This is a genomic window from Thalassotalea piscium, assembly GCF_030295935.1.
GTDB lineage: Bacteria > Pseudomonadota > Gammaproteobacteria > Enterobacterales > Alteromonadaceae > Thalassotalea_B > Thalassotalea_B piscium.
The window spans coordinates 755,036-775,223 of record NZ_AP027362.1 but is presented as its reverse complement, the minus strand read 5'-3'; the positions used below and the strand labels follow the sequence as shown (position 1 = coordinate 775,223).

Below are 20,188 nucleotides of genomic sequence, written 5' to 3'. Positions count from 1 at the left end.
TCTAAATTCTATTTATTATATTGTAATCAACTTTTCCACGATTGCATACGTGCTTTTAATCGATGTAACGCTTGACTATGGATTTGACTTACTCTTGACTCACTAACGTCAAGGACATGACCAATTTCTCGTAAGTTTAATTCTTCGTCATAATACAACGACAGTACTAGAGCTTCGCGTTCGGGTAAAGTAGAAATACATTCACTGAGTGCTTTTTTAAAAACTATTTGCTCTATATTGCTATAAGGATTGTTGTTACTTCTATCTTCTAACTGACTTAGTGCGTCTTCACTAACTCCTAAGTCTTCAATCCCAATAATCTTTCCCGTACTTACCTCGTTAAGAATATCATGGTACTCATTTAACGAAATATCAAGTTTTTCAGCAACTTCAATATCAGTTACGTCGCGACCAAGTTCGGCTTCTAAGTGTTTAATTGCTTCGTTAACCATTCGGCTATTTTTATGAACTGAGCGCGGAGTCCAGTCACCACGGCGTATTTCGTCAAGCATCGCACCTCTAATTCTGATCCCAGCAAAGGTTTCAAAACTAGCGCCTTTAGTATTATCAAAATTATTAGCTGCCTCTAATAAGCCAATCATGCCTGATTGTATAAGATCGTCAACAATGACACTAGCGGGAAGTCGAGCAAGCAAATGGTAGGCTATTCGTTTTACTAAAACGGTATGTTGCTCTAGTAGAGTAGTTTTATCTATTTGATTAATGTAAGCATTTGCTTTAGCCACTATCACCCACCACTATTTTATGGATTGTACTTAGTTTTATTGGATTATTACGATTTATTTTCTAACAACTGCTCGATAAAGAATTCTAAATGACCTGACGCTTGGTGAGGTATTGGCCACTTAACTATTTTTTCAGCAAGTTGTTTAAGTGCCTTCGCTGCTGGTGAATCTGGATAAGCTTCAACAATAGCCTGTTGCTTACGTACAGATTTTCGTATGTTTTCATCAAAAGGAATGACACCCACTAATTCTAGCGCAACATCAAGAAAACGTTCACTAACTTTTGATAATTTTCCAAAAAGCTGCTGTCCTTCTTTTGGACTACGTACCATATTGGCGACAACTTTAAATTTATATACGCCATGGTCACGACTTAATAGTTTCATTAAAGCATAGCAATCAGTAATTGAAGTGGGTTCATCACATACCACCAGAAGTACATCTTGTGCAGCTCTTGCAAAGCTTAGCACCATATCTGAAATACCAGCCGCGGTGTCAACAACCAAAACATCAAACTTAGTTTTCATGTCGCTAAAAGCGCGAATTAAACCTGCATGCTCAGCTGGTGTTAAGTCGACCATAGATTGGGTACCAGAGGTTGCAGGAATTATATTAATGCCAGCTGGACCTTTAATAATGACATCATCAAGCTCGCACTCACCTGATAACACATGAGATAAATTACGCTGCACTCTTAAACCAAGCATAACATCGCAGTTGGCTAAGCCTAAATCGGCATCTAAAACCAATACCCGTTTACCAAGTTGAGCTAAAGCAATTGCAGTATTAAGTGATATATTAGTTTTACCTACACCCCCCTTACCGCCTGAAACAGCAATAACCTTTACAGGGTTACTTCCTTTTCTACTGTTGTGATTTGCATCTTGCATTTTTCTTAAGCCACTCGCTTGATCGATCATCTATATTCTTTCTCGTTTTATCAGTATTACACAATTGCAGCAGAAGTCATGGGCATTGGTCGCGAAACGTGTTGATTATTGTATTTATTTGCCATTCTTTCAGCAAGAGTAACTAACTTTTCAGCATTTGCAACTTTAATATCTTCTGGTACTCTTTGCCCATCAGTAAGATAGCCGATCGGCAGACCATTTTGAATAGCTGTGGTAACTATTTCACCAACACTTAAGCTTTCGTCTAGCTTTGTAAAAATACAACCCGCTAGTGGTATTTTTTTAAACCGTTGAACATTCTCTTGCATAACCCGTTGTTGCGAGTTAGCTGCAAGAACTAGATAATTTCTTATTTTTACCCGTGAGTTTGCTACAAGTGTTGCTAAGTGTTGGGCTAATCTCATATCACGTTGGCCCATGCCAGCGGTATCGATTAAAACCAATTTTTTATTCGCATATTGTTGCAACAATAAATCAAGCGATTGAGCGTCTTTCGCCATTTTAACTTGGCAACCAATAATTTTTCCATAAGTGGAAAGTTGTTCAAAACCCGCAATACGGTAGCTATCTGTTGAGATCATAACCACTTGATCAGCACCATGTATTTGTGCATATCTCGCTGCTAGTTTTGCAATAGTTGTAGTTTTGCCAACGCCAGTAGGACCAATTAACGATACAACACCACCCTTATGAATAATGTCATTGCTGGTGGTACTAAGCTGTTGAGTTAATAAGTTTTTTGCATGTTCCCATGCTTGACTTTCATTGGCCGAACTTGGAATGTAACTCGCTACTTGCTCTGCTAATGCTTCTGTGATGCCCATTTGCATTAAGCGGTTTACAAGTACAGCTTTGCCAGGATCTTTTTGTGCCATATCTTGCCACATTAATCCAGACACTTGATGCTCTAATAATTGACGAATACTGTGCATCTCTTGACGCATTTTTTCAATTTCATTAGCAGAGTCAGTATGGTGATACTGTTGATTTGCATACTCATTAGCTACATGAGGCGCTGAAGGCTGCATTACCTCATCAGTATGATGTGCTGAGCGAACTTGAGGTGTTTGTTGAGCATTTTGCTCTAGTCTATCGGTAAAGCTTTTAAGTTGGTCTTCAATATCACTATCTGTTTTTGCTACATTCTGAGATGGTGAACTAGCCTTATTTTGATTTGTTGCTGTCTGGGGCTTTTGAACCGTACGGTTTAATAATGCTGACAAACTATCAACCGGCGGTTGCTCGTTAGCACTTTTATCACTAGGCTGAAATGCCTGACTACTGATAGAAACTACATCATTGGGTATGCTGTCTTCATTTTCTTCAGGCACCGATGTTGCAGGCGCTTTTTGGTTATAATCGACAGCTGCCATTAATTCGACACCTTCAGGAATTTTTTTATTTGACATGATAACGGCATCTGCGCCTAATTCTTCCTTAATGTCAATTAAGGCGGTTCTCATATCTTTTGCAACAAAACGTTTAATTTTCATAAAAACTCCTACACCAGCTTCACGCACATAAACTTATCACACTAGCTATATTTTCGGTTTGAATTATCAGACTACTGACCAATTGAACTTACAATTTTAATTTGTTTATCATCCGGTATTTCTTGATATGAAATTACTCGTAATCCTGGGATGGTATATTTAACAAATTTGGCCATAACTGTTCTTAATATTCCTGACGTTAATAAAATGGGTGTTTCACCGGCCATTTCTTGTTGCTGCGCCCCTTCAGTCAAAGACTGTTGTAGTCGCTCAGCAAGTCCAGGTTCAATACCAGCACCATCATCTCCCGCCATTTGCATTGACTGGTGCAACATTTGTTCCAACTCTGGCGACAATGTTATGACAGGTACTTCAATGTCAGAGCCAACAAGCTCTTGCACGATAAATTTTCGTAAGCTTATGCGCACTGCTGCTGTTAATATTTCAGGATCTTGACTCTTTGGTCCGTACTCAACTAACGTTTGAACTATGCTGCGCATATCACGAACCGCTACCCCTTCGTTCATTAAGTTTTGCAATACTTTAACGATTGTTCCCAGAGTCAGCGTATCAGGAATTAATCCTTCAACTAATTTAGGATAGTTTTTCGCTAATAAATCGAGTAAGTTTTGCACCTCTTCATGACCAAGTAGTTGAGCAGCATTATTGGTTAACACTTGACTTAGATGGGTCGCTAATACTGTTGCAGCATCAACAACAGTATAACCTAATGACTGTGCTTGCTCTCTTTGGTTTTGCGTGATCCAAACTGCATCTAATCCGAAGGCAGGGTCTTTAGTAGCAATACCATCAAGCTTACCATATACCTGACCTGGATTAATTGCTAGGTCATGATCATGGCGAATTTCAGCTTCGCCAATGGCGACTCCCATCAGTGATATTTGATAAGAGTTAGGATCAAGATCTAAATTATCTCGAATATGAACCGCAGGAACTAAAAAGCCAAACTCTTGTGATAGTTTCTTTCTTACGCCTTTGATGCGATTGAGTAGCTCTCCGCCTTGGCCTTTATCTACAAGTGGAATTAATCGATAGCCAATTTCTAACCCTATAATGTCAACATGATTTACATCGTCCCAACCTAAGTCTTTCACTTCAGCATCTTGCTGCTTTGACTCTACTATGTCAGCCTGTTCTTTTTCAACAAGCTCTAACGCTTTAGCAATTTTTAATTTATTACTAAAATATGCCCCACCTGCAATAAATAATGCAAACATGATAAAAGTAAAATTAGGCATTCCTGGGACAATACCCATTACAAACATAACGCCTGCAGCAATGTACAGTGACTTTTCTTGACCGAGCTGGTTACTAACTTGCTGCCCCATGTCTTGTGTAGTATTTTGACGGGTAACTACAATTGCGGTTCCAACAGAAAGTAATAAACCAGGAATTTGAGCTACCAAGCCATCACCAATGGTTAACAGGGTATATATTTCAACCGCACTATCAAAGGATAAGTCGTGTTGAACCATACCAATAACTAACCCACCGGTAATATTAATCACTAAAATTAAGATACCGGCAATAGCATCACCTTTAACAAACTTACTTGCACCATCCATAGACCCATAAAAATCAGCTTCACTTGTTACTTCTACACGACGTTCTCTTGCTTGCTCAGCAGTAATAAAACCAGCATTTAAGTCAGCGTCGATCGCCATTTGCTTACCTGGCATTGCATCTAAGGTAAAACGCGCGGTTACTTCTGAAATTCGCCCTGCACCTTTAGTAACAACCATAAAGTTAATAATAATAAGAATTAAAAAAACCACTAAACCAACAGCATAATTGCCACCAATAACTACCGAGCCAAAGGCTTCAATCACCTTCCCTGCAGCACCAGGGCCTTCGTGCCCTTCGAGTAGTACGACTCGAGTACTAGCTACATTTAGCGCTAATCTTAAAATTGTCGCAATTAATAAAACGGCGGGAAAAGAGCCAAAATCAAGCGGCTTTAGGGTATAAACAGTGATCAGTAAAACCACCAATGATAAGGCAATATTAAATGAAAATAGAATGTCCAGTAAGAATGATGGCATCGGAAGAATGATCATGCCTAGGATGGCCATCACTAACAATGGCGTTCCCATTCCAGTTAAATAACTGAATTTTTTTTGTTTTATTTTATTAAAATGAGCTGCTAGTTGCATTTAATACACACGATAAAATTTTGACGCATACAAGCAAACAGCAATATTCAGACCAACTAAGATGAAATACGGTTAATATGCCAAAATTTTCAGTTGAGCTTTGACGGCGTAAACGCCGACCTACAATATTTTCTATGTGTAGGTTAGGCTTCGGCCCATCAATGATTCGCTATAATGTGTATAGAAGTACAATTATTACTAAGCTTTTCATATCTTTCTGACGGCGTAAACGCCGACCTACAATATTTTCTATGTGTAGGTTGGGCTTCGGCCCATCAAGGATTCACTATAACGTGTATAGAAGTAAAGTTATTGCTAAGCTTTTCATATTTTTCTGACGGCGTAAACGCCGACCTACAATATTTTCTATGTGTAGGTTGGGCTTCAGCCTACCAAGGATTCGCTATAACGTGTATAGAAGTAAAGTTATTGCTAAGCTTTTCATATTTTTCTGACGGCGTAAACGCCGACCTACAATATTTTCTATGTGTAGGTTGGGCTTCGGCCCATCAATGATTCGCTATAACGTGTATAGAAGTACAATTATTGCTAAGCTTTTCATATTTTTCTGACGGCGTAAACGCCGACCTACAATATTTTCTATGTGTAGGTTGGGCTTCAGCCCATCAAGGATTCGCTATTCCGTGTATAGAAGTACAATTATTACTAAGCTTTTCATATCTTGCTGACGGCGTAAACGCCGACCTACAATATTTTCTATGTGTAGGTTGGGCTTCGGCCCATCAATGATTCGCTATAACGTGTATAGAAGTACAATTATTGCTAAGCTTTTCATATTTTTCTGACGGCGTAAACGCCGACCTACAATATTTTCTATGTGTAGGTTGGGCTTCGGCCCATCAAGGATTCACTATAACGTGTATAGAAGTAAAGTTATTGCTAAGCTTTTCATATTTTTCTGACGGCGTAAACGCCGACCTACAATATTTTCTATGTGTAGGTTGGGCTTCAGCCCACCAAGGATTCGCTAGAACGTGTATAGAAGTAAAGTTATTGCTAAGCTTTTCATATTTTTCTGACGGCGTAAACGCCGACCTACAATATTTTCTATGTGTAGGTTGGGCTTCGGCCCATCAATGATTCGCTATTCCGTGTATAGAAGTACAATTATTGCTAAGCTCTTCATATTTTTTTGACGGCGTAAACGCCGACCTATAATATTAATACTTAAATTCATCTGGAATAGGTAAGTTTTTTGGGATCGCTTTCGGACGTTTAGCTTGTCCTTTTTTATGCTCAGCTAATTGAAAAACAAACGCTAATATTTGTGCTACTGCAGCGAATAATTCTTCAGGTATTTCATCATCAACTTCTGCTGTGTAGTAAAGAGAGCGAGCTAATGCTGGTGAGGCAATAATTTCAACATTGTGCTCTTTAGCAATTGTACGAATATGAATAGCCATTTCATCAACCCCTTTAGCGATAACTACCGGTGCTCCACCTCCATTGGGGTCATATTTTAGCGCAACTGAAAAATGAGTTGGGTTGGTGATCACTACATCAGAATTTGGCACCTCCGACATCATTCGTCGTTGTGACATTTCGTATTGCGTACGGCGGATCCGGCCTTTAATTTCAGGGTTACCCTCTGTATTTTTATTTTCGTCTTTTATTTCTTGTTTAGTCATTTTTAGCTGACGAGTATGATTCCACTTTTGATATGGTGCATCAACAATAACAATAATAATTAACGAACAGCCCAATACTAAGAACATCCATAACAGCATTTCAACCGCATGATTGAAGTTCAGTGGTATCGCTTCGATGCTAAGCGATAGAATTTGATCGAAGAGGTTATCTAATAACAAATAAGCAACTATAAACACTACAAAAAATTTGAGTATCGATTTAACTAGTTCAACATAAGCTTGTACTCCAAACATTCGTTTAAAGCCAGCTAAAGGTGAAAGCTTGCTCCACTTAGGTGCCATCGCCTCCCACGAAAAACTCATGCCACCCAACATGGTATTGCCAATAAACGCCGCTAACATAATAATGGCGAAAATCCACATTAATGGAGAGAATACGGCTGAAACGCTTTCGCTAACTACTTGATATAACGCATGTACATCCATGGCTTCTTTGCGCGTTACACTAAATAAACGTGCCATCATTTTAGATAAGCTGTCAACGAGTGAGCTACCAACCATCATTAGAGCTATTGCGCTGCCAACGAGCACAAATAATGTCCCTAAATCTTTTGATCGTGCTATTTGCCCTTTTTTACGGGCATCTGCAAGTTTCTTTGCTGTTGGTTCTTCGGTTTTTTCACCACTACTTTCTTCAGCCATTAGCTTGCCTGACAGTTAATAAGATAACAACTAAAGTCGAGTGCCCTTTGCCATTGGGCTTCAAAGTGCGTTAGAAAGTTCCCCATGGTTAACCACATGATAATTAACCCTGAGCACATGGTTATAGGAAAACCAATCGCAAAGATATTTAACTGTGGTGCAGCTCGCGTCATAATACCAAATGAAAAATTAATTAATAACATTGCCGTAATGGGCGCCATTGCTAGCGATAAAGCCGTAGCAAACATCCAACTCCCCCACTCAACTATTTCTCGATATTTAACGGTTTCAAAGCTTTCAAGCGGGATAGGCAATGTCTCGAAGCTCGCCACCACATAGTTTAAGTAGGCTAGATGACCATCCATAGTCCAAAAAAGCAACGTGGTTAAAATTAAGAAAAACTGCCCCACAGCAGGTACGCTTGTACCACTTGCAGGGTCAACCAATGAAGCAAAACCCAAACCTGATTGCATCGCAATAATTTGACCCGCTAAGGTAAAGGTATTAACAACGATAATTGTTACAAAACCAATCATTACGCCTATTATCGTTTGCTCTGCAACAAGTAATGCAGTTTGAAAAGAAAGCAGCTGTTCAACTTTAACCGGTGGAATAGCAGGCATAATAGCCACTGTGATTGCTAAACATAAAAATAATTTTACTCGAGTAGGGATATTTTGGGCGCCAAACCCCATCATAGACATAATTAATGCAGACACTCGAGCGAAAGGCAGTAAAAAATCAGCCATATACTGATTGATAACTGACTCGGTAAACTCCATTAGCTCACCACAGAAGGAATACTATTGATAAGCCTTATAGTATAGTCCATCAGCTGTTGTACAAGCCAATGTCCGCCAACAATTAAGGCAAGTAAAGTGACAATTAAACGTGGTAAAAAACTTAAGGTTTGTTCGTTAATAGAGGTCGCAGCCTGAAAAACAGCAACGATTAATCCAATAATTAAACTTGGCACTATAATCGTACTGACGAGTAAAATAACTAAAAATAAGGCATCACGTAGAATATCAACAAAGACTTCAGGGCTCATTAAACGGCTCCTAATCCATAGCTTGTTGCAATAGTGCCTATCACTAAATTCCAGCCATCTACCAAAACGAATAACATTAGCTTAAACGGTAGTGATACGATCATCGGCGATAACATCATCATACCCATTGCCATTAGTATACTTGCCACGACTAAATCAATGATCAAAAAGGGGATGAATAGCATAAAGCCAATTTGAAAAGCCGTTTTTAACTCACTAATGATAAATGCAGGAATAATTACCGTCATGGGTAAGTCTTCAGGTTTATCCGCTTGAGTTATACCTGCCATACTGGCTAAAGTATCTAAATCTTTGATCCTTGTTTGCTCTAACATAAAAGTACGTAAAGGTACTTTGGCTTTGTCTATGGCTTCAACTGAGGTTAATTGATCTGCCATATAAGGTGCTATTGCCCGCTCATGTATTTGATTATAGACCGGAGTCATAATAAACAAAGTCATAAACAGCGTTAAACCAATAATTACTTGATTCGAAGGTGTTTGTTGCAGACCGAATGCTTGACGCAGTATCGCCATAATCACAACGATACGCGTAAACGAGGTCATCATAATGACGGCCGCAGGTATAAAACTTAGCGCCGTCATAAAAATTAGAATTTGAAGGGTAACCGAATATTCTTGAGAGCCATCAGGGTTAGTTGTCAGTTTCAATGCCGACATTGATAAATCTTGAGCAATTGCAGTTTGGCTGATTAAACCCAATGCTAACAGCGAAATAATGACAATAAGTTTAATATTAACTATGCGTCTAAATGCGTTATTTTTTATCATTATTTTCACTCTGCTTCGTCAGGTATTTCAACAGCGTACTATTCATCGAATTTTTCATCGATGTAGATGCAGACTTTTCAACAATCATTGGCTCGTCTAGTGTTTTCAATAAGGTAATTTGTTGAGCAGTAACGCCAAGCAAAACTTGTTGTTGTTGTATTTCAACCACCACTAATCGCTCTTTTGGGCCAAGCGACAAACTTGTGATCACTTTCATTCCAGAAACAGTTTCAGTGGATAATTTAAACTTTTTTAAGATAAAGGCACTAATAATGATTAATGCTAACACCATAAGTAAAGACACAATCATCGAGCCTGCATCTAAGTTAGTGTTAGCATGCTTACCCACCTGTACCGCTTCTTCTTGTGCGAGAGCAGACATTGAAGCTACATTGAGCATCAAATAGATGAATATATATTTCAACGTTTTATTTAAGCTTTTTAATACGTTCAACTTGACTAATAACATCCGTTAATCGAATACCAAATTTATCATTAACCACAACGACTTCGCCATGTGCAATTAATGTCCCGTTAACTAATACGTCAAGTGCTTCACCTGCTACGCGATCTAGCTCAACCACTGAACCTTGGTTAAGTTGTAGTAAATTACGAATGCTAATATGACTACGACCCACTTCCATCGCTATGGTAACAGGAATATCTAAAATCGCATCAAGTTTGCGTTTTTCTTCCCCTGTTATTGGTGCATCCTCTTCTTTAAGCTCATCAAGCTCTACAGGTTTGGCTTCTTCGGCTTCAGCTTCGGCTTGTTCTTCCATCGCTTCGTCCCACATGCCTAAGTCTTCTTCGTTCTCACTCATACTTTTAACCTCAATAATCTAAATCATCTTCTAGCAGATGTAATTCAGCATCACTATCTAATCGTTTACCGCCTTTAGTCAAAATAGTCAGCTCTGACTTCACTGATTCTGGGCGTTTAATTTTCTCTTGTATTTGTAAAGCCACATTCTCACGACTCTTACCTAACTTAGCTCTAAATGACGGTAGATCTTCAATTAAGACGGTAATATGCTCTGGCATTTCTATCGGAATTATATCACCTACTTTAAAGTCCATTATTTGCTGCAATGTAACCTCAACCTCTAAGAATTTAGTGGTTAATTCAACCGGAACATCCATAATTTCATCACGCAGCGCCTTTGACCAGCGCATATCTGTGTCTTCTTTGTCACTTTGCACACCCGCATCTAGTAATTCACGTATTGGCTCTAACATGGAATAAGGTAGTGCTACATGAAAGTCACCGCCGCCACCATCAAGTTCAATATGAAATGAGCTGATGACTACCACTTCTGTTGGGCTTACAATATTGGCCATAGATGGGTTTACTTCCGAATCTAAATATTCAAACGAAACATCCATCACCGGTGACCACGCTTCTTTGTAATCTTCAAAAATCAGCTTTAATAGCATTTGTATGATACGCCGTTCGGTGGGCGTAAATTCACGGCCTTCAATTTTGGCGTGGTAACGACCATCACCACCAAAAAAGTTATCGACGAGTATAAAGACTAATCGGGCTTCCATTGTGATCAGCGCCGTGCCTTTTAATGGACGAAAACGCACCATATTTAAACTTGTCGGCACAAATAAAGTGTGAACATACTCACCAAACTTTATCATTTGAATACCGTTGATTGACACTTCGGCAGTTCGGCGCATCATATTAAATAAACTAATACGCATATGACGAGCAAAGCGTTCGTTTACCATTTCCAGTGTTGGCATACGACCACGAACGATACGATCTTGAGACGAGAAGTCGTAGTCGCTGGTGCCTTTACGCTCGCCAGACTCTTCGACTACCTCTTCTTCTTCTACTTCATCTACACCGTGAAGTAGCGCATCGATTTCGTCTTGTGATAATAAATCGCTCACTCAATAATCCTAATGATTTATTTGTAATGCATTATTGCATTACAAAACCTGTAAATAATACTTGTTCTACTACTTTGGCGTCTTCAACTTCAGTCATAATTTTTTGCACTTCAGCTAATGCTTTTTGCTTTAGTGAAGTTTTACCTGCACTAGTGGCCAAATCATCAGCATTAGACTGTGTAAATACCGCAAGCAAAGTACTTTCAACTAAGGGTATATGCTTTTTGGCTGCTTCTTCATTACTGCCACCACGTACTAATAATTGCACTCGAATTTCTACAAAGCGATCTCGCGCTGCGCCTGGTACATTAAACCTAAAAGGCCTTGGCATGGGTACATATAAAGCACTACCCAAGGTTGCTTTTTGTGCTTCTGACTCTTCACCTTCAGCTAAAGGTTGCCCACCATCTAGCGCTGCATCTAACTGTGCTTGTGAAACATCTTCACCACCAGACATAAAAAAGAATGCAGCCCCTCCACCAATAGCTAGTATCGCGACAACAGCTATGATGATAATTAGCTTTTTTTTCTTACCCGGTTTCTCTAATTCGAGTTCTTTTTCATCTGCCATGGTTAATCCTTAATATTACTCAAGTATTTCCCCTAAAAGGGTATGCTACCTTAGACTATATACTTGATCACGTATTCAGCAAAAGTCTTTTCTAACAATATGTAAGCATTAAGCATAGTAATCAATACTAGTTGCTGAAGCTTTGTACAAATTTGCATTATCAACAAAGCTTTGTTGATCGTCTATATCAGTAACATTTTCATGCTCAGCATGTTGGTTTCGTTCTGTACTAGCATCTTCACTACTTGCTTGTTGCTGCTGTTGCTCTACATTGGCATCACCAACATCTACACCACTTTCAGAGAGCATATCGCGTAATTTCCCCATACTTTGCTCTAGTGCCTCTTTTGCTTGCTGATTTTGCACAATGAAACTAACCACGGCTTGTTCATTTTGTAAGTTAACTTTTACATGCATACTACCTAATTCTGGTGGGTCAAGCCTAATTTCAATTTGTTGCAACTTTTGGCTGATCATCACCATGACTTTATCTTTTACCGCAACACTAAAATCTTTACGATGTATGGCAATCGTTTCATTATGCAAATTTAGTGTTTTTTTCTGTGTCATTGCATCAACTGCATCACTTGCTGATTTTTCAATAATATGAGCAGCTGCTTGTTGCTCTGCCTGAACAAAGTTAGCAGAGTGAATATTATGTGAACTGTGTTCAATTGGCTTTAATGCAGAAGTTTCTTTAGGTGTTAACATTGATAAAGCATGCTTAATATCAGCATTACTTTCCTGCTCTATTCTGTGCTTTACGCTTAACTCTGGTTGAGTCTTATCTGCGTCACCGGCGGCGCTTTTAATGGCATCAGCTTTTAAATTGAAAGTATTTGCTTCACTATTAGCTTTACCTTGACCAGATTGTTCTTTGCTTTCACCATTACTTTGATTAAAGCTACGGCTCCCAGATATTCGGTCTAAATTTACTGAGCTTTCTTTATTTGCGTTATTTTGCAAACTTACATTAACCTCTTTAGTTGCCTCAACGCCCTTTGCTGTTGCCGCTGCAATAAAAGAGTCTGTAGACTGATTCTTTGTTTCATTTAGTGAAACACCTTGATTGGCGAATTGAGCACTTTTTAATTTACTCTCTATTTTATCAGTTGCACTGTCAACGTTTTTGCTAGAAGTAACGTCTTGTTTATTCGCCGTTACAGCTACTACTTTCTCATGTTCTGCCACATCACTAAATTGAGTTTTTATAACTGTCTCGTTTACCGTTTTCGTGTCTTTATTGTCATTTGTATTATTACCGCTATTAAGTGTCTCAGATTGAGGAAAGATTACAGATACACTTTTTGACTGCGCTACAACATCACCAAATTGCCCCCTTAGACCAACTTTATTATTAGCTTCAACGGTTTCTGTTGCATTAACTTTAATGGCGACTTTATCTGATATAGCAGCAGAGATTTTTTCATCGAGTTTTATACCCGATTGAGCTCCTTTACTGTCTAATTGTTCAACCGATTCGCTATCAAATAGTGAGGAATCTTTTTTCTCTTGTATCGGATTAATAACAATATCTGGAGTTTTAAATTTGTACTTTTGCAGTGCTAAAGCCGCCGTTTCTTTACCCGCTAAGCTTTCAAACTTAGCTTTAAATTCAGAGTATTCGGCTTCGGTTAAATTTTTCATTGTACCTAACAGTTCGGCTAACTTTCGCACTTCTGTGGCGGGCAAACCATTCTCTTTGAGGTTTTTATGATCAACAGATAATGTGTTGGAAGTTGCTATCATCGCTAATAGCTTTAGGTGTTCTGCATCATCATTAATGGGTGTTATCTGTTGATTTACAATAGTTTCATTTGGTAAGTTTTCACTATTTTGCTCGGTAGTAAAATTATCTGATTGTTCATCGGGCCCTTTACTTAGCACCTCAGCAGAGCTTTGTGGCGGCTGATTTTCAATGTTTGTCTCTTTTATATCCGACTCTGCCACAATTGTGACTACTTTATCGGCTCCGTTGCCGCTTTTAGGCTCACTGTTGCCGCTACTTTCTTTTTTATGTTGGTTAATTAAATCAGAAAATTTGCCTGAGCTTCCATTCCAAGGCCCTAAAGCAGATTCGGCACTAACCACTGAAATATCAGTAGATTGGACACTCTCTATGTTTAAAACATTCATTGATGACATAACAAACCTTTGCTAAAAAGTAATATTACAGCAAGTAAAGCGCTATAACTTTATTTGCCTGTTACCCTAACCATACAATTTTCATTCCAACTCTTTCTGTTATCTATTGATGATGTCGACGAATGTATTGTTGTGTAGCGAACTCATCAAACATGGCTTGCTCCCGTTTATTCTCAAGGTTTACTTTTTGCTTTAATTTTTGTTGTTGTAACTGTTCAACGGCCTTAACCTTTTGTCGCTGTGCAAGCCATAGTTTTTTACTTTGCTCTACCAGCGCTTTTGCTTGGGTAATTGCGATTTCAACCTGCTCTGCGGCATTATCTAGCTTGGCAATAAATGCGTGAAAGTGTCGGTAGGTGGCACTATCTATTCCTTCTAATGAACGTTGCTCTAACCTTTTCATATATTCAAGGCGATAGTCACCCACATTTTGAAGCCTTAATAAATTTTGCTGATAATCTTGCTCAGCAAGTTGTAGCTGCTGCGCTGCTTTTTGCTCTTTGTCATACTCATATTTATATAAGGTATTTAATTGCTGTAGCGACATTAGAATTCCTAATTAGTAGCTTGATTAGTGTTACTTTGAGCATGCGCTTGTGCAGCTTGTAATATTTCTTGTAACTGGCTTAAGCTTTGATCATAAGGAATGATTTCATTCATTTTTTGTTGTAAGAAAAACTTTATTACGGGGTTAAGTTCGATCGCATGATCAATTCGAGGGTCGCTACCTCGGGTATAAGCACCTATTGAAATTAAGTCTTTATTTTGTTGATACAGTGAATACATTTGCTTCAATTGTCGCGCTAGTTGCTGATGTTCTTCGCTTGTAACCATTGGCATAACTCGACTAATCGACGCTTCTATATCAACAGCAGGATAGTGACCTGCATCAGCTAAATCTCGTGATAATACAATGTGACCATCTAAAATAGCACGAGCAGCATCAGCAATAGGATCTTGTAAGTCATCCCCTTCGGTAAGTACGGTGAAAAAAGCGGTAATTGAGCCTTGCCCTGCACCACCATTACCTGCACGTTCCACTAATTGTGGTAACTTAGAAAAAACTGACGGTGGGTAGCCTTTCGTTGCAGGCGGTTCACCCACAGCTAATGCTATTTCACGCTGAGCTTGCGCGTATCGAGTTAGTGAGTCAATTAATAAAAGAACGTTTAAGCCCTGATCACGAAAATACTCGCTAATTTGCACTGCAGTTTCACAACCTTTTAAACGCATGAGCGGTGAATTATCAGCAGGGGCAGCAACTACAACAGAGCGTGCACGCCCCTCTTCACCTAATATTTCTTCAATAAACTCTTTAACTTCTCGACCACGTTCGCCAACTAAGCCCACAACAATAACATCTGCCGTTGTGCCTTTGGTCATCATTCCCATCAGTACACTCTTACCAACACCTGAACCAGCAAAAAGGCCCATACGTTGGCCTAGCCCCACAGTAATAAAGCTATTAATAGCGCGTACGCCAACATCCAAGGGCTTGGATATCGCACGGCGTGATAATGGATTAATTAATTGTGGATTATAGTTTGCAGCTTCGTCAGTTTTTATCGGGCCTTTGCCATCAAGCGGTTTGCCGACACCATCAACAACTCGGCCTAGTAAGTCCATAGACAGCGGTACACGAGATTTACTACTAACAGGAACAACACGCGCACCGGGTAAAACACCGCGTAGGCTTAACTCTGGCATTAAATATGTGGTGTCACCTGAAAAACCAACGACTTCAGCGATTAAGTCACCTTGTGCCGTCTCGACCAAACATTGGCTACCTACCGATGCTTTCACACCTACAGCTTCCAATGTTAAACCGACAACACGAACTAAGCGACCAGCAACTGATAACTGATGTTTATGCACATAGCGCTGGCTGTTTTTGAGCCGATTAGTCAATTTTTCGGTGTCAAACATATTATTAAAACCGTTGGTTCTTTGACGTTTAGGTCACTATTTACTGATGTAGTGCTTCTTGCAAAAATGAGTCCAATACTTCTTTTAGTTTGGTCTCTATTGTAAGGTCAATATTAGAGGTGCTGTTTTCTATTTGGCAAGAACCACGAGTTAGATGAGGTGTCGGTAATAATCGCCAGCCTTGCTCGCTGATAACTTCAGCAGATATTTCTTTTTCAATTAACTTAATATCATCAGGGTGAAGTAATATTTTTGTTTGTGCTTCTTGTATTGGAAGTGCTTTCATTCCGGTTTTTATTGCAGAGAGAATAATGTCTGGATTTGTTTTAGCTTCGTGCAAGGTAATTGCTTCAGTTAGTTGTACTACTAACTGTAATAGTTGCTCTTCAACCATACCTTCAACGACTTGCATTGGCTGATGTATCTGTTCTATTAACTGTTGCCATTGCTGAGTTAGCTGGTCAATGTCTTCTTTGCTTTGCAAAAGACCTTGCTCAAGCCCTTCTTCATGACCTTTAGTAACGCCTTCTTCGTGGCCTGTTTTTTGTCCTTGTTCAAAGCCCGCAACAAAACCTTCTTCTTTGCCTTGATTAAAGCCTTCTTCATGTGCCGCTTGTCTTATCGCTTCTATTTCATCAGCAGTAAGAGGAGCAAGCACCGGCTCGTCCTCTTCTGGTGGCTCATACACCCAAGTTGATTTTTTACCAAAAGCATTGGTTTTTTCGTTTTCGAGCGATTTTTGTTGAGTCACATCCGGCAATGACCATACATCTAGCTCTTGGTCATCTTCTAATTGAACAACATGATCAACTGGGTTCTTTGAATTAAAGTTTTTCATAGAGCTAACAAAGTACGTATGCTAACAAGCTAAATCGATTATAAGAACTCATCACCACCGCCTCCTCCGCCGAGCATAATTTCACCAGCATCAGATAAACGGCGTGCAATTGACAGTATTTCTTTCTGAGCAGCTTCAACTTCACTGATGCGCACAGGGCCCATTGCTTCTAAGTCATCCATCATCATTTCAGCAGCACGCTTAGACATGTTTTTCATAATTTTTTCTTTCAATGCTTCGTCAGCACCTTTTATTGCTTTCATCAGTGCATCTTGTTGCACTTCACGCAGAATTGCTTGTATACCACGGTCATCTACATCGGCAAGGTTCTCAAAAACAAACATTAAGTCTTGTATTTGTTGGCTCATTTCTTCGTCATGCTCACGAATCGCATCCATTAAGACCCCTTCAATATTGGTATCGAGGTAATTCATAATATCTGCAGCCGCTTTTAAACCACCCATTTTCGCAGCTTGAGCCCCAGCTTGACCGGCAAATTGTTTTTCCATTATTTCATTTAATTCTTGTAATGCTGCTGGTTGTACTTCTTCTAAGTTGGCAATACGCATCATCAAGTCAAGGCGCACTTTATCAGCGAACTGACTCATTATTTCAGCTGACTGCTCGGGTTCTAAGTACGAAAGTACAATCGTTTGAATTTGAGGATGCTCATTACGAATAATATTTGCTACTTGTTTAGAGTCCATCCATTTCAATGAATCTAAGCCTTTAGCACCACCACCCATAACAATTTGATCAATAAGATTACCAGCTTTATCTTCACCTAATGCCGCAGTTAATGCTCGACGAACAAATTCTTCACTTTGGAAACCAATGGTACTAAAGTTTTGTATTTCGTTAATAAAAAGCTTATGAACCGCAGTAATTTTTTCTTGCGTAAAGTCTTCCATCGCCGCCATAATCATGCCGACTTGCTGAACTTGCTTCGGCTCAAGATGCTTTAAAATTTGTGCTGCATCTTCTTCCGACAAGCTTAATAATAAAATGGCCGCTTTTTCGGAGCCGTCTAGTTTATCAACATCAAAACCAGCCGGTGCGCTCATAGTTTGGGTTTGGGCTTCATCACTCATCTTCGTTCAACCAACTTTTTACAACTTGCGACGATAATTCAGGTTCGTTGGCAACTAAGGCACGAACCGCTTTTAATATATCTTCATCTCTGTGAAGATCTGGTAGCTGTAAGCTACCATCTGGTGCAAAGCCAACAGCGCCTGCATCAAAGTCAGATGTTAGCATATCCATTGTTTCATCACCTAAGTCAATGTGGCTATCAAGTGATTTATCGCCATAATCAGACGGTGATTGATCTGGATAAATTAAGCGTTTTAACATTGGACGCACTACTGCCATTATTAGCACAATAATAACTAAACCACCTACTCCAAGTTTAATCGCCTTCCAAAACCAAGGTTGCTCATAAATTGCTGGCTCAATTAATTCAGGCTCTGCAAGGCGTGAGAATGGTAAAGTAACGACCTCTAATGCGTCACCTCGTTGCATATCAAAACCTATACTACCTTGCAACAAGCGACGAATATTTGCTAACTCTTGCGCTGAACGTGGTGCTTGATCAATCTGCCCTTCAGGGCCTACATTATTAATATAGTCTAATGCTACTGAAACACTAATTCGACGGATAACCCCTGTTTGTTGCTTAACATAGCTAATAGATTCGTCAAGCTCATAGTTTTTAGTAGATTCTAAATGTTTACGACTTGGCATTGCCTTTTGTTGTCCACCTTCTGCGTTCTCTGGAATATTAGAATCTAGTGGAGGTTGATTAGTGAGTGCACCAGGAATACCGCCTAGCAGGCCACCCGTAGTGCTGTCTTCAACTTTCATTTCACTTCTAAGTGCAGGTAAATCAGGATTATAGCGCCGTTGTGTTTCTTCTGAGTTTGTAAAATCCATAGTTACGTCGACTTGCGCGGTATAATTACCTAAACCAACCACTGGAATTAGAATGGTGTCGAGCTTTTCCATGTACTCTTTTTCACGTTTTTGCTCAATTTCAAACTCTTTTCTAGAGCGAGAAGAAATGGAGTCTTGTGATCCTGAATTTAATAAACGACCATTTTGATCAGTAACCGTTACTCTATTTGGATCAAGGCTTTGTACCGCTGAAGCGACTATATCAACCACCGAGTCAACTTCTTCTTCTGACAACATTCGTCCTCGGCGCATAGTTAATACAACTGTTGCTGATGGCGAACTTTTACGTTTAGCAAAAACATTTTCACGCGGTATAGCTAATAATACTTTAGCGCGAGTAATAGACTGCAGCTCTTCAATAGTACGAGCCAATTGTTGTTCACGAGAGTGCTTTAAGCGTTCACCTTCCAAGCGTTGACTAACGCCAAAGCCCATATCTTGCATAATTATTTCATTACCCGCTTTAGGCTGATCGTCTAGTCCTTCTCTTGCGAGTAATAGTTTTACACTCTGATATTCGTCTGCACGCACCGAAATAGTGTTATTTTCCTGAGTATACTCAACCTTATTGGCATCAAGAAAATCCATGGTTTTAATTAATTGATCAGTAGGTTGCTTTGCTAAAAAGCGATAATCGGGCTGGTTTGCCCACAAAATAACAAAAACAGCTATCGCTAAACATATTGCTAACGCCATGATTAATGTTATTTGACGCAAAACATCAACATTTCCCATTGCTGCAGCAAAACCTGATTTTTGCTCATCAATATCTGAATCGTCGTGTTCATTCACAACCAAATCGGTATTGTTATCTGATGAAACCATTGCTGTGTTTGTATCTGCCATGTTACGTCTCGCTCTTTTACTTTACTTAGATATTGCGTTGTTTAGTAACACTAAACTGGCATACTCATTATTTCTTTATAGGCTTCAACAAATTTGTTGCGAACCTGAACTGTTGCATCAAAGGCAACACTTGACTTGGACGCTGCAATCATAGTGTCAGCTAACGTCACGCTGCGATCGCCCATTTCAAACGCCGTACGTTTAGCACCAGCATCTTGTTGTAGGTCGTTTACAGTATTAACCGCGTCTTTTAACATAGACGCGAAGTTTGCAGATGAGTTATTTGCAGGTGCAACGGCATTAACAAGCTCACTATTGCCTTCAACGGGAAAGCGTTTACCTGAAGCTTCTAACGACATACTCTGCATTTGTGCGTAGAGTGAATTTGCTTTGATATCCATAACCTGCTCTCTTGTGTCAATTTATTGTTTAATTAACGATTACGAGTAATAAAGCAAGCTTAGTGCCAACGTTATTTACTATAAAAAATGGCACATAACCAATTGATTATATGCCATTAATTAAAATA

The 20,188-nt window shown here is 39.3% G+C and carries 22 protein-coding genes; 3 read left to right on the top strand and 19 right to left on the bottom strand.

Features of this window, described 5'->3' with window-relative positions; genetic code table 11:
• Positions 1–26: 26 nt before the first annotated feature.
• From QUD79_RS03335 to flhA, 4 genes are all read right to left on the bottom strand, one after another.
• On the bottom strand, positions 27–749 hold the full coding sequence (locus QUD79_RS03335; protein WP_184426408.1) for an RNA polymerase sigma factor FliA: 723 nt from the start codon (positions 747–749) through the stop codon (positions 27–29).
• A gap of 44 nt (positions 750–793) precedes the next feature.
• A complete protein-coding gene (locus QUD79_RS03330; RefSeq protein ID WP_184426362.1) occupies positions 794–1,666 on the bottom strand; it encodes a MinD/ParA family protein in 873 nt (290 codons plus the stop codon).
• Positions 1,667–1,692: 26 nt separating this feature from the next.
• A complete protein-coding gene (flhF, locus tag QUD79_RS03325) occupies positions 1,693–3,150 on the bottom strand; it encodes a flagellar biosynthesis GTPase FlhF (RefSeq protein ID WP_184426364.1) in 1,458 nt (485 codons plus the stop codon).
• 71 nt (positions 3,151–3,221) lie between these two features.
• Positions 3,222–5,324 (bottom strand): flagellar biosynthesis protein FlhA, encoded by a 2,103-nt coding sequence (gene flhA, locus QUD79_RS03320; RefSeq protein WP_184426367.1) that lies wholly within the window; start codon positions 5,322–5,324, stop codon positions 3,222–3,224.
• 174 nt (positions 5,325–5,498) lie between these two features.
• On the opposite strand from flhA, the gene QUD79_RS03315 reads away from it, so the two are divergent.
• From QUD79_RS03315 to QUD79_RS03305, 3 genes are read left to right on the top strand one after another with little or no spacing between them, the layout of a single operon-like run.
• The gene (locus QUD79_RS03315) at positions 5,499–5,840 is read left to right on the top strand and encodes a hypothetical protein (protein ID WP_286289857.1); all 342 of its coding nucleotides are present in this window, start codon (positions 5,499–5,501) and stop codon (positions 5,838–5,840) included.
• 30 nt (positions 5,841–5,870) lie between these two features.
• A complete protein-coding gene (locus QUD79_RS03310) occupies positions 5,871–6,074 on the top strand; it encodes a hypothetical protein (protein WP_286289855.1) in 204 nt (67 codons plus the stop codon).
• Positions 6,075–6,104: 30 nt separating this feature from the next.
• The gene (locus QUD79_RS03305) at positions 6,105–6,425 is read left to right on the top strand and encodes a hypothetical protein (RefSeq protein ID WP_286289853.1); all 321 of its coding nucleotides are present in this window, start codon (positions 6,105–6,107) and stop codon (positions 6,423–6,425) included.
• Between the two features lie 80 nt (positions 6,426–6,505).
• Here the strand turns inward: QUD79_RS03305 and flhB are convergent, their stop codons facing one another.
• The 15 genes from flhB to fliE all read right to left on the bottom strand — a co-directional run bounded on the left by flhB (position 6,506) and on the right by fliE (position 20,060).
• The gene (gene flhB / locus QUD79_RS03300; RefSeq protein WP_184426369.1) at positions 6,506–7,636 is read right to left on the bottom strand and encodes a flagellar biosynthesis protein FlhB; all 1,131 of its coding nucleotides are present in this window, start codon (positions 7,634–7,636) and stop codon (positions 6,506–6,508) included.
• Positions 7,636–8,418 carry a flagellar biosynthetic protein FliR gene (gene fliR, locus QUD79_RS03295; protein ID WP_184426372.1) on the bottom strand — a complete coding sequence of 261 codons (783 nt, stop codon included), beginning with the start codon at positions 8,416–8,418 and terminating at the stop codon, positions 7,636–7,638. The genes flhB and fliR overlap by 1 nt, the downstream gene beginning before the upstream one ends.
• Positions 8,418–8,687, bottom strand: coding sequence for a flagellar biosynthesis protein FliQ (gene fliQ / locus QUD79_RS03290; protein WP_184426374.1), 270 nt, complete (start codon positions 8,685–8,687; stop codon positions 8,418–8,420). Before fliQ ends, fliR begins: the two co-directional genes overlap by 1 nt.
• On the bottom strand, positions 8,687–9,478 hold the full coding sequence (gene fliP, locus QUD79_RS03285) for a flagellar type III secretion system pore protein FliP (RefSeq protein WP_184426377.1): 792 nt from the start codon (positions 9,476–9,478) through the stop codon (positions 8,687–8,689). The genes fliQ and fliP overlap by 1 nt, the downstream gene beginning before the upstream one ends.
• Positions 9,465–9,860, bottom strand: a complete 396-nt coding sequence (fliO, locus tag QUD79_RS03280) for a flagellar biosynthetic protein FliO (protein ID WP_184426378.1) — start codon at positions 9,858–9,860, stop codon at positions 9,465–9,467. Before fliO ends, fliP begins: the two co-directional genes overlap by 14 nt.
• A gap of 46 nt (positions 9,861–9,906) precedes the next feature.
• Positions 9,907–10,302, bottom strand: a complete 396-nt coding sequence (fliN, locus tag QUD79_RS03275) for a flagellar motor switch protein FliN (protein WP_184426381.1) — start codon at positions 10,300–10,302, stop codon at positions 9,907–9,909.
• Between the two features lie 10 nt (positions 10,303–10,312).
• Positions 10,313–11,380 carry a flagellar motor switch protein FliM gene (fliM, locus tag QUD79_RS03270; protein WP_184426383.1) on the bottom strand — a complete coding sequence of 356 codons (1,068 nt, stop codon included), beginning with the start codon at positions 11,378–11,380 and terminating at the stop codon, positions 10,313–10,315.
• Between the two features lie 31 nt (positions 11,381–11,411).
• A complete protein-coding gene (fliL, locus tag QUD79_RS03265; RefSeq protein WP_184426385.1) occupies positions 11,412–11,951 on the bottom strand; it encodes a flagellar basal body-associated protein FliL in 540 nt (179 codons plus the stop codon).
• A gap of 108 nt (positions 11,952–12,059) precedes the next feature.
• Positions 12,060–14,096, bottom strand: a complete 2,037-nt coding sequence (locus tag QUD79_RS03260; protein WP_184426387.1) for a flagellar hook-length control protein FliK — start codon at positions 14,094–14,096, stop codon at positions 12,060–12,062.
• Between the two features lie 103 nt (positions 14,097–14,199).
• A complete protein-coding gene (gene fliJ / locus QUD79_RS03255) occupies positions 14,200–14,643 on the bottom strand; it encodes a flagellar export protein FliJ (RefSeq protein WP_184426389.1) in 444 nt (147 codons plus the stop codon).
• 8 nt (positions 14,644–14,651) lie between these two features.
• Positions 14,652–16,022, bottom strand: a complete 1,371-nt coding sequence (gene fliI, locus QUD79_RS03250) for a flagellar protein export ATPase FliI (protein WP_184426391.1) — start codon at positions 16,020–16,022, stop codon at positions 14,652–14,654.
• A gap of 40 nt (positions 16,023–16,062) precedes the next feature.
• Complete coding sequence (gene fliH, locus QUD79_RS03245) at positions 16,063–16,860, bottom strand: flagellar assembly protein FliH (protein ID WP_184426393.1); 798 nt, start codon at positions 16,858–16,860, stop codon at positions 16,063–16,065.
• A 38-nt stretch (positions 16,861–16,898) separates the two neighbouring features.
• Complete coding sequence (gene fliG, locus QUD79_RS03240; protein WP_184426394.1) at positions 16,899–17,951, bottom strand: flagellar motor switch protein FliG; 1,053 nt, start codon at positions 17,949–17,951, stop codon at positions 16,899–16,901.
• Positions 17,944–19,638, bottom strand: coding sequence for a flagellar basal-body MS-ring/collar protein FliF (gene fliF, locus QUD79_RS03235; RefSeq protein ID WP_385958608.1), 1,695 nt, complete (start codon positions 19,636–19,638; stop codon positions 17,944–17,946). The genes fliG and fliF overlap by 8 nt, the downstream gene beginning before the upstream one ends.
• A 71-nt stretch (positions 19,639–19,709) precedes the next feature.
• Entirely contained in the window at positions 19,710–20,060 is a 351-nt protein-coding gene (gene fliE, locus QUD79_RS03230; protein ID WP_184426400.1) for a flagellar hook-basal body complex protein FliE, read from the bottom strand.
• Between the last annotated feature and the right edge of the window lie 128 nt (positions 20,061–20,188).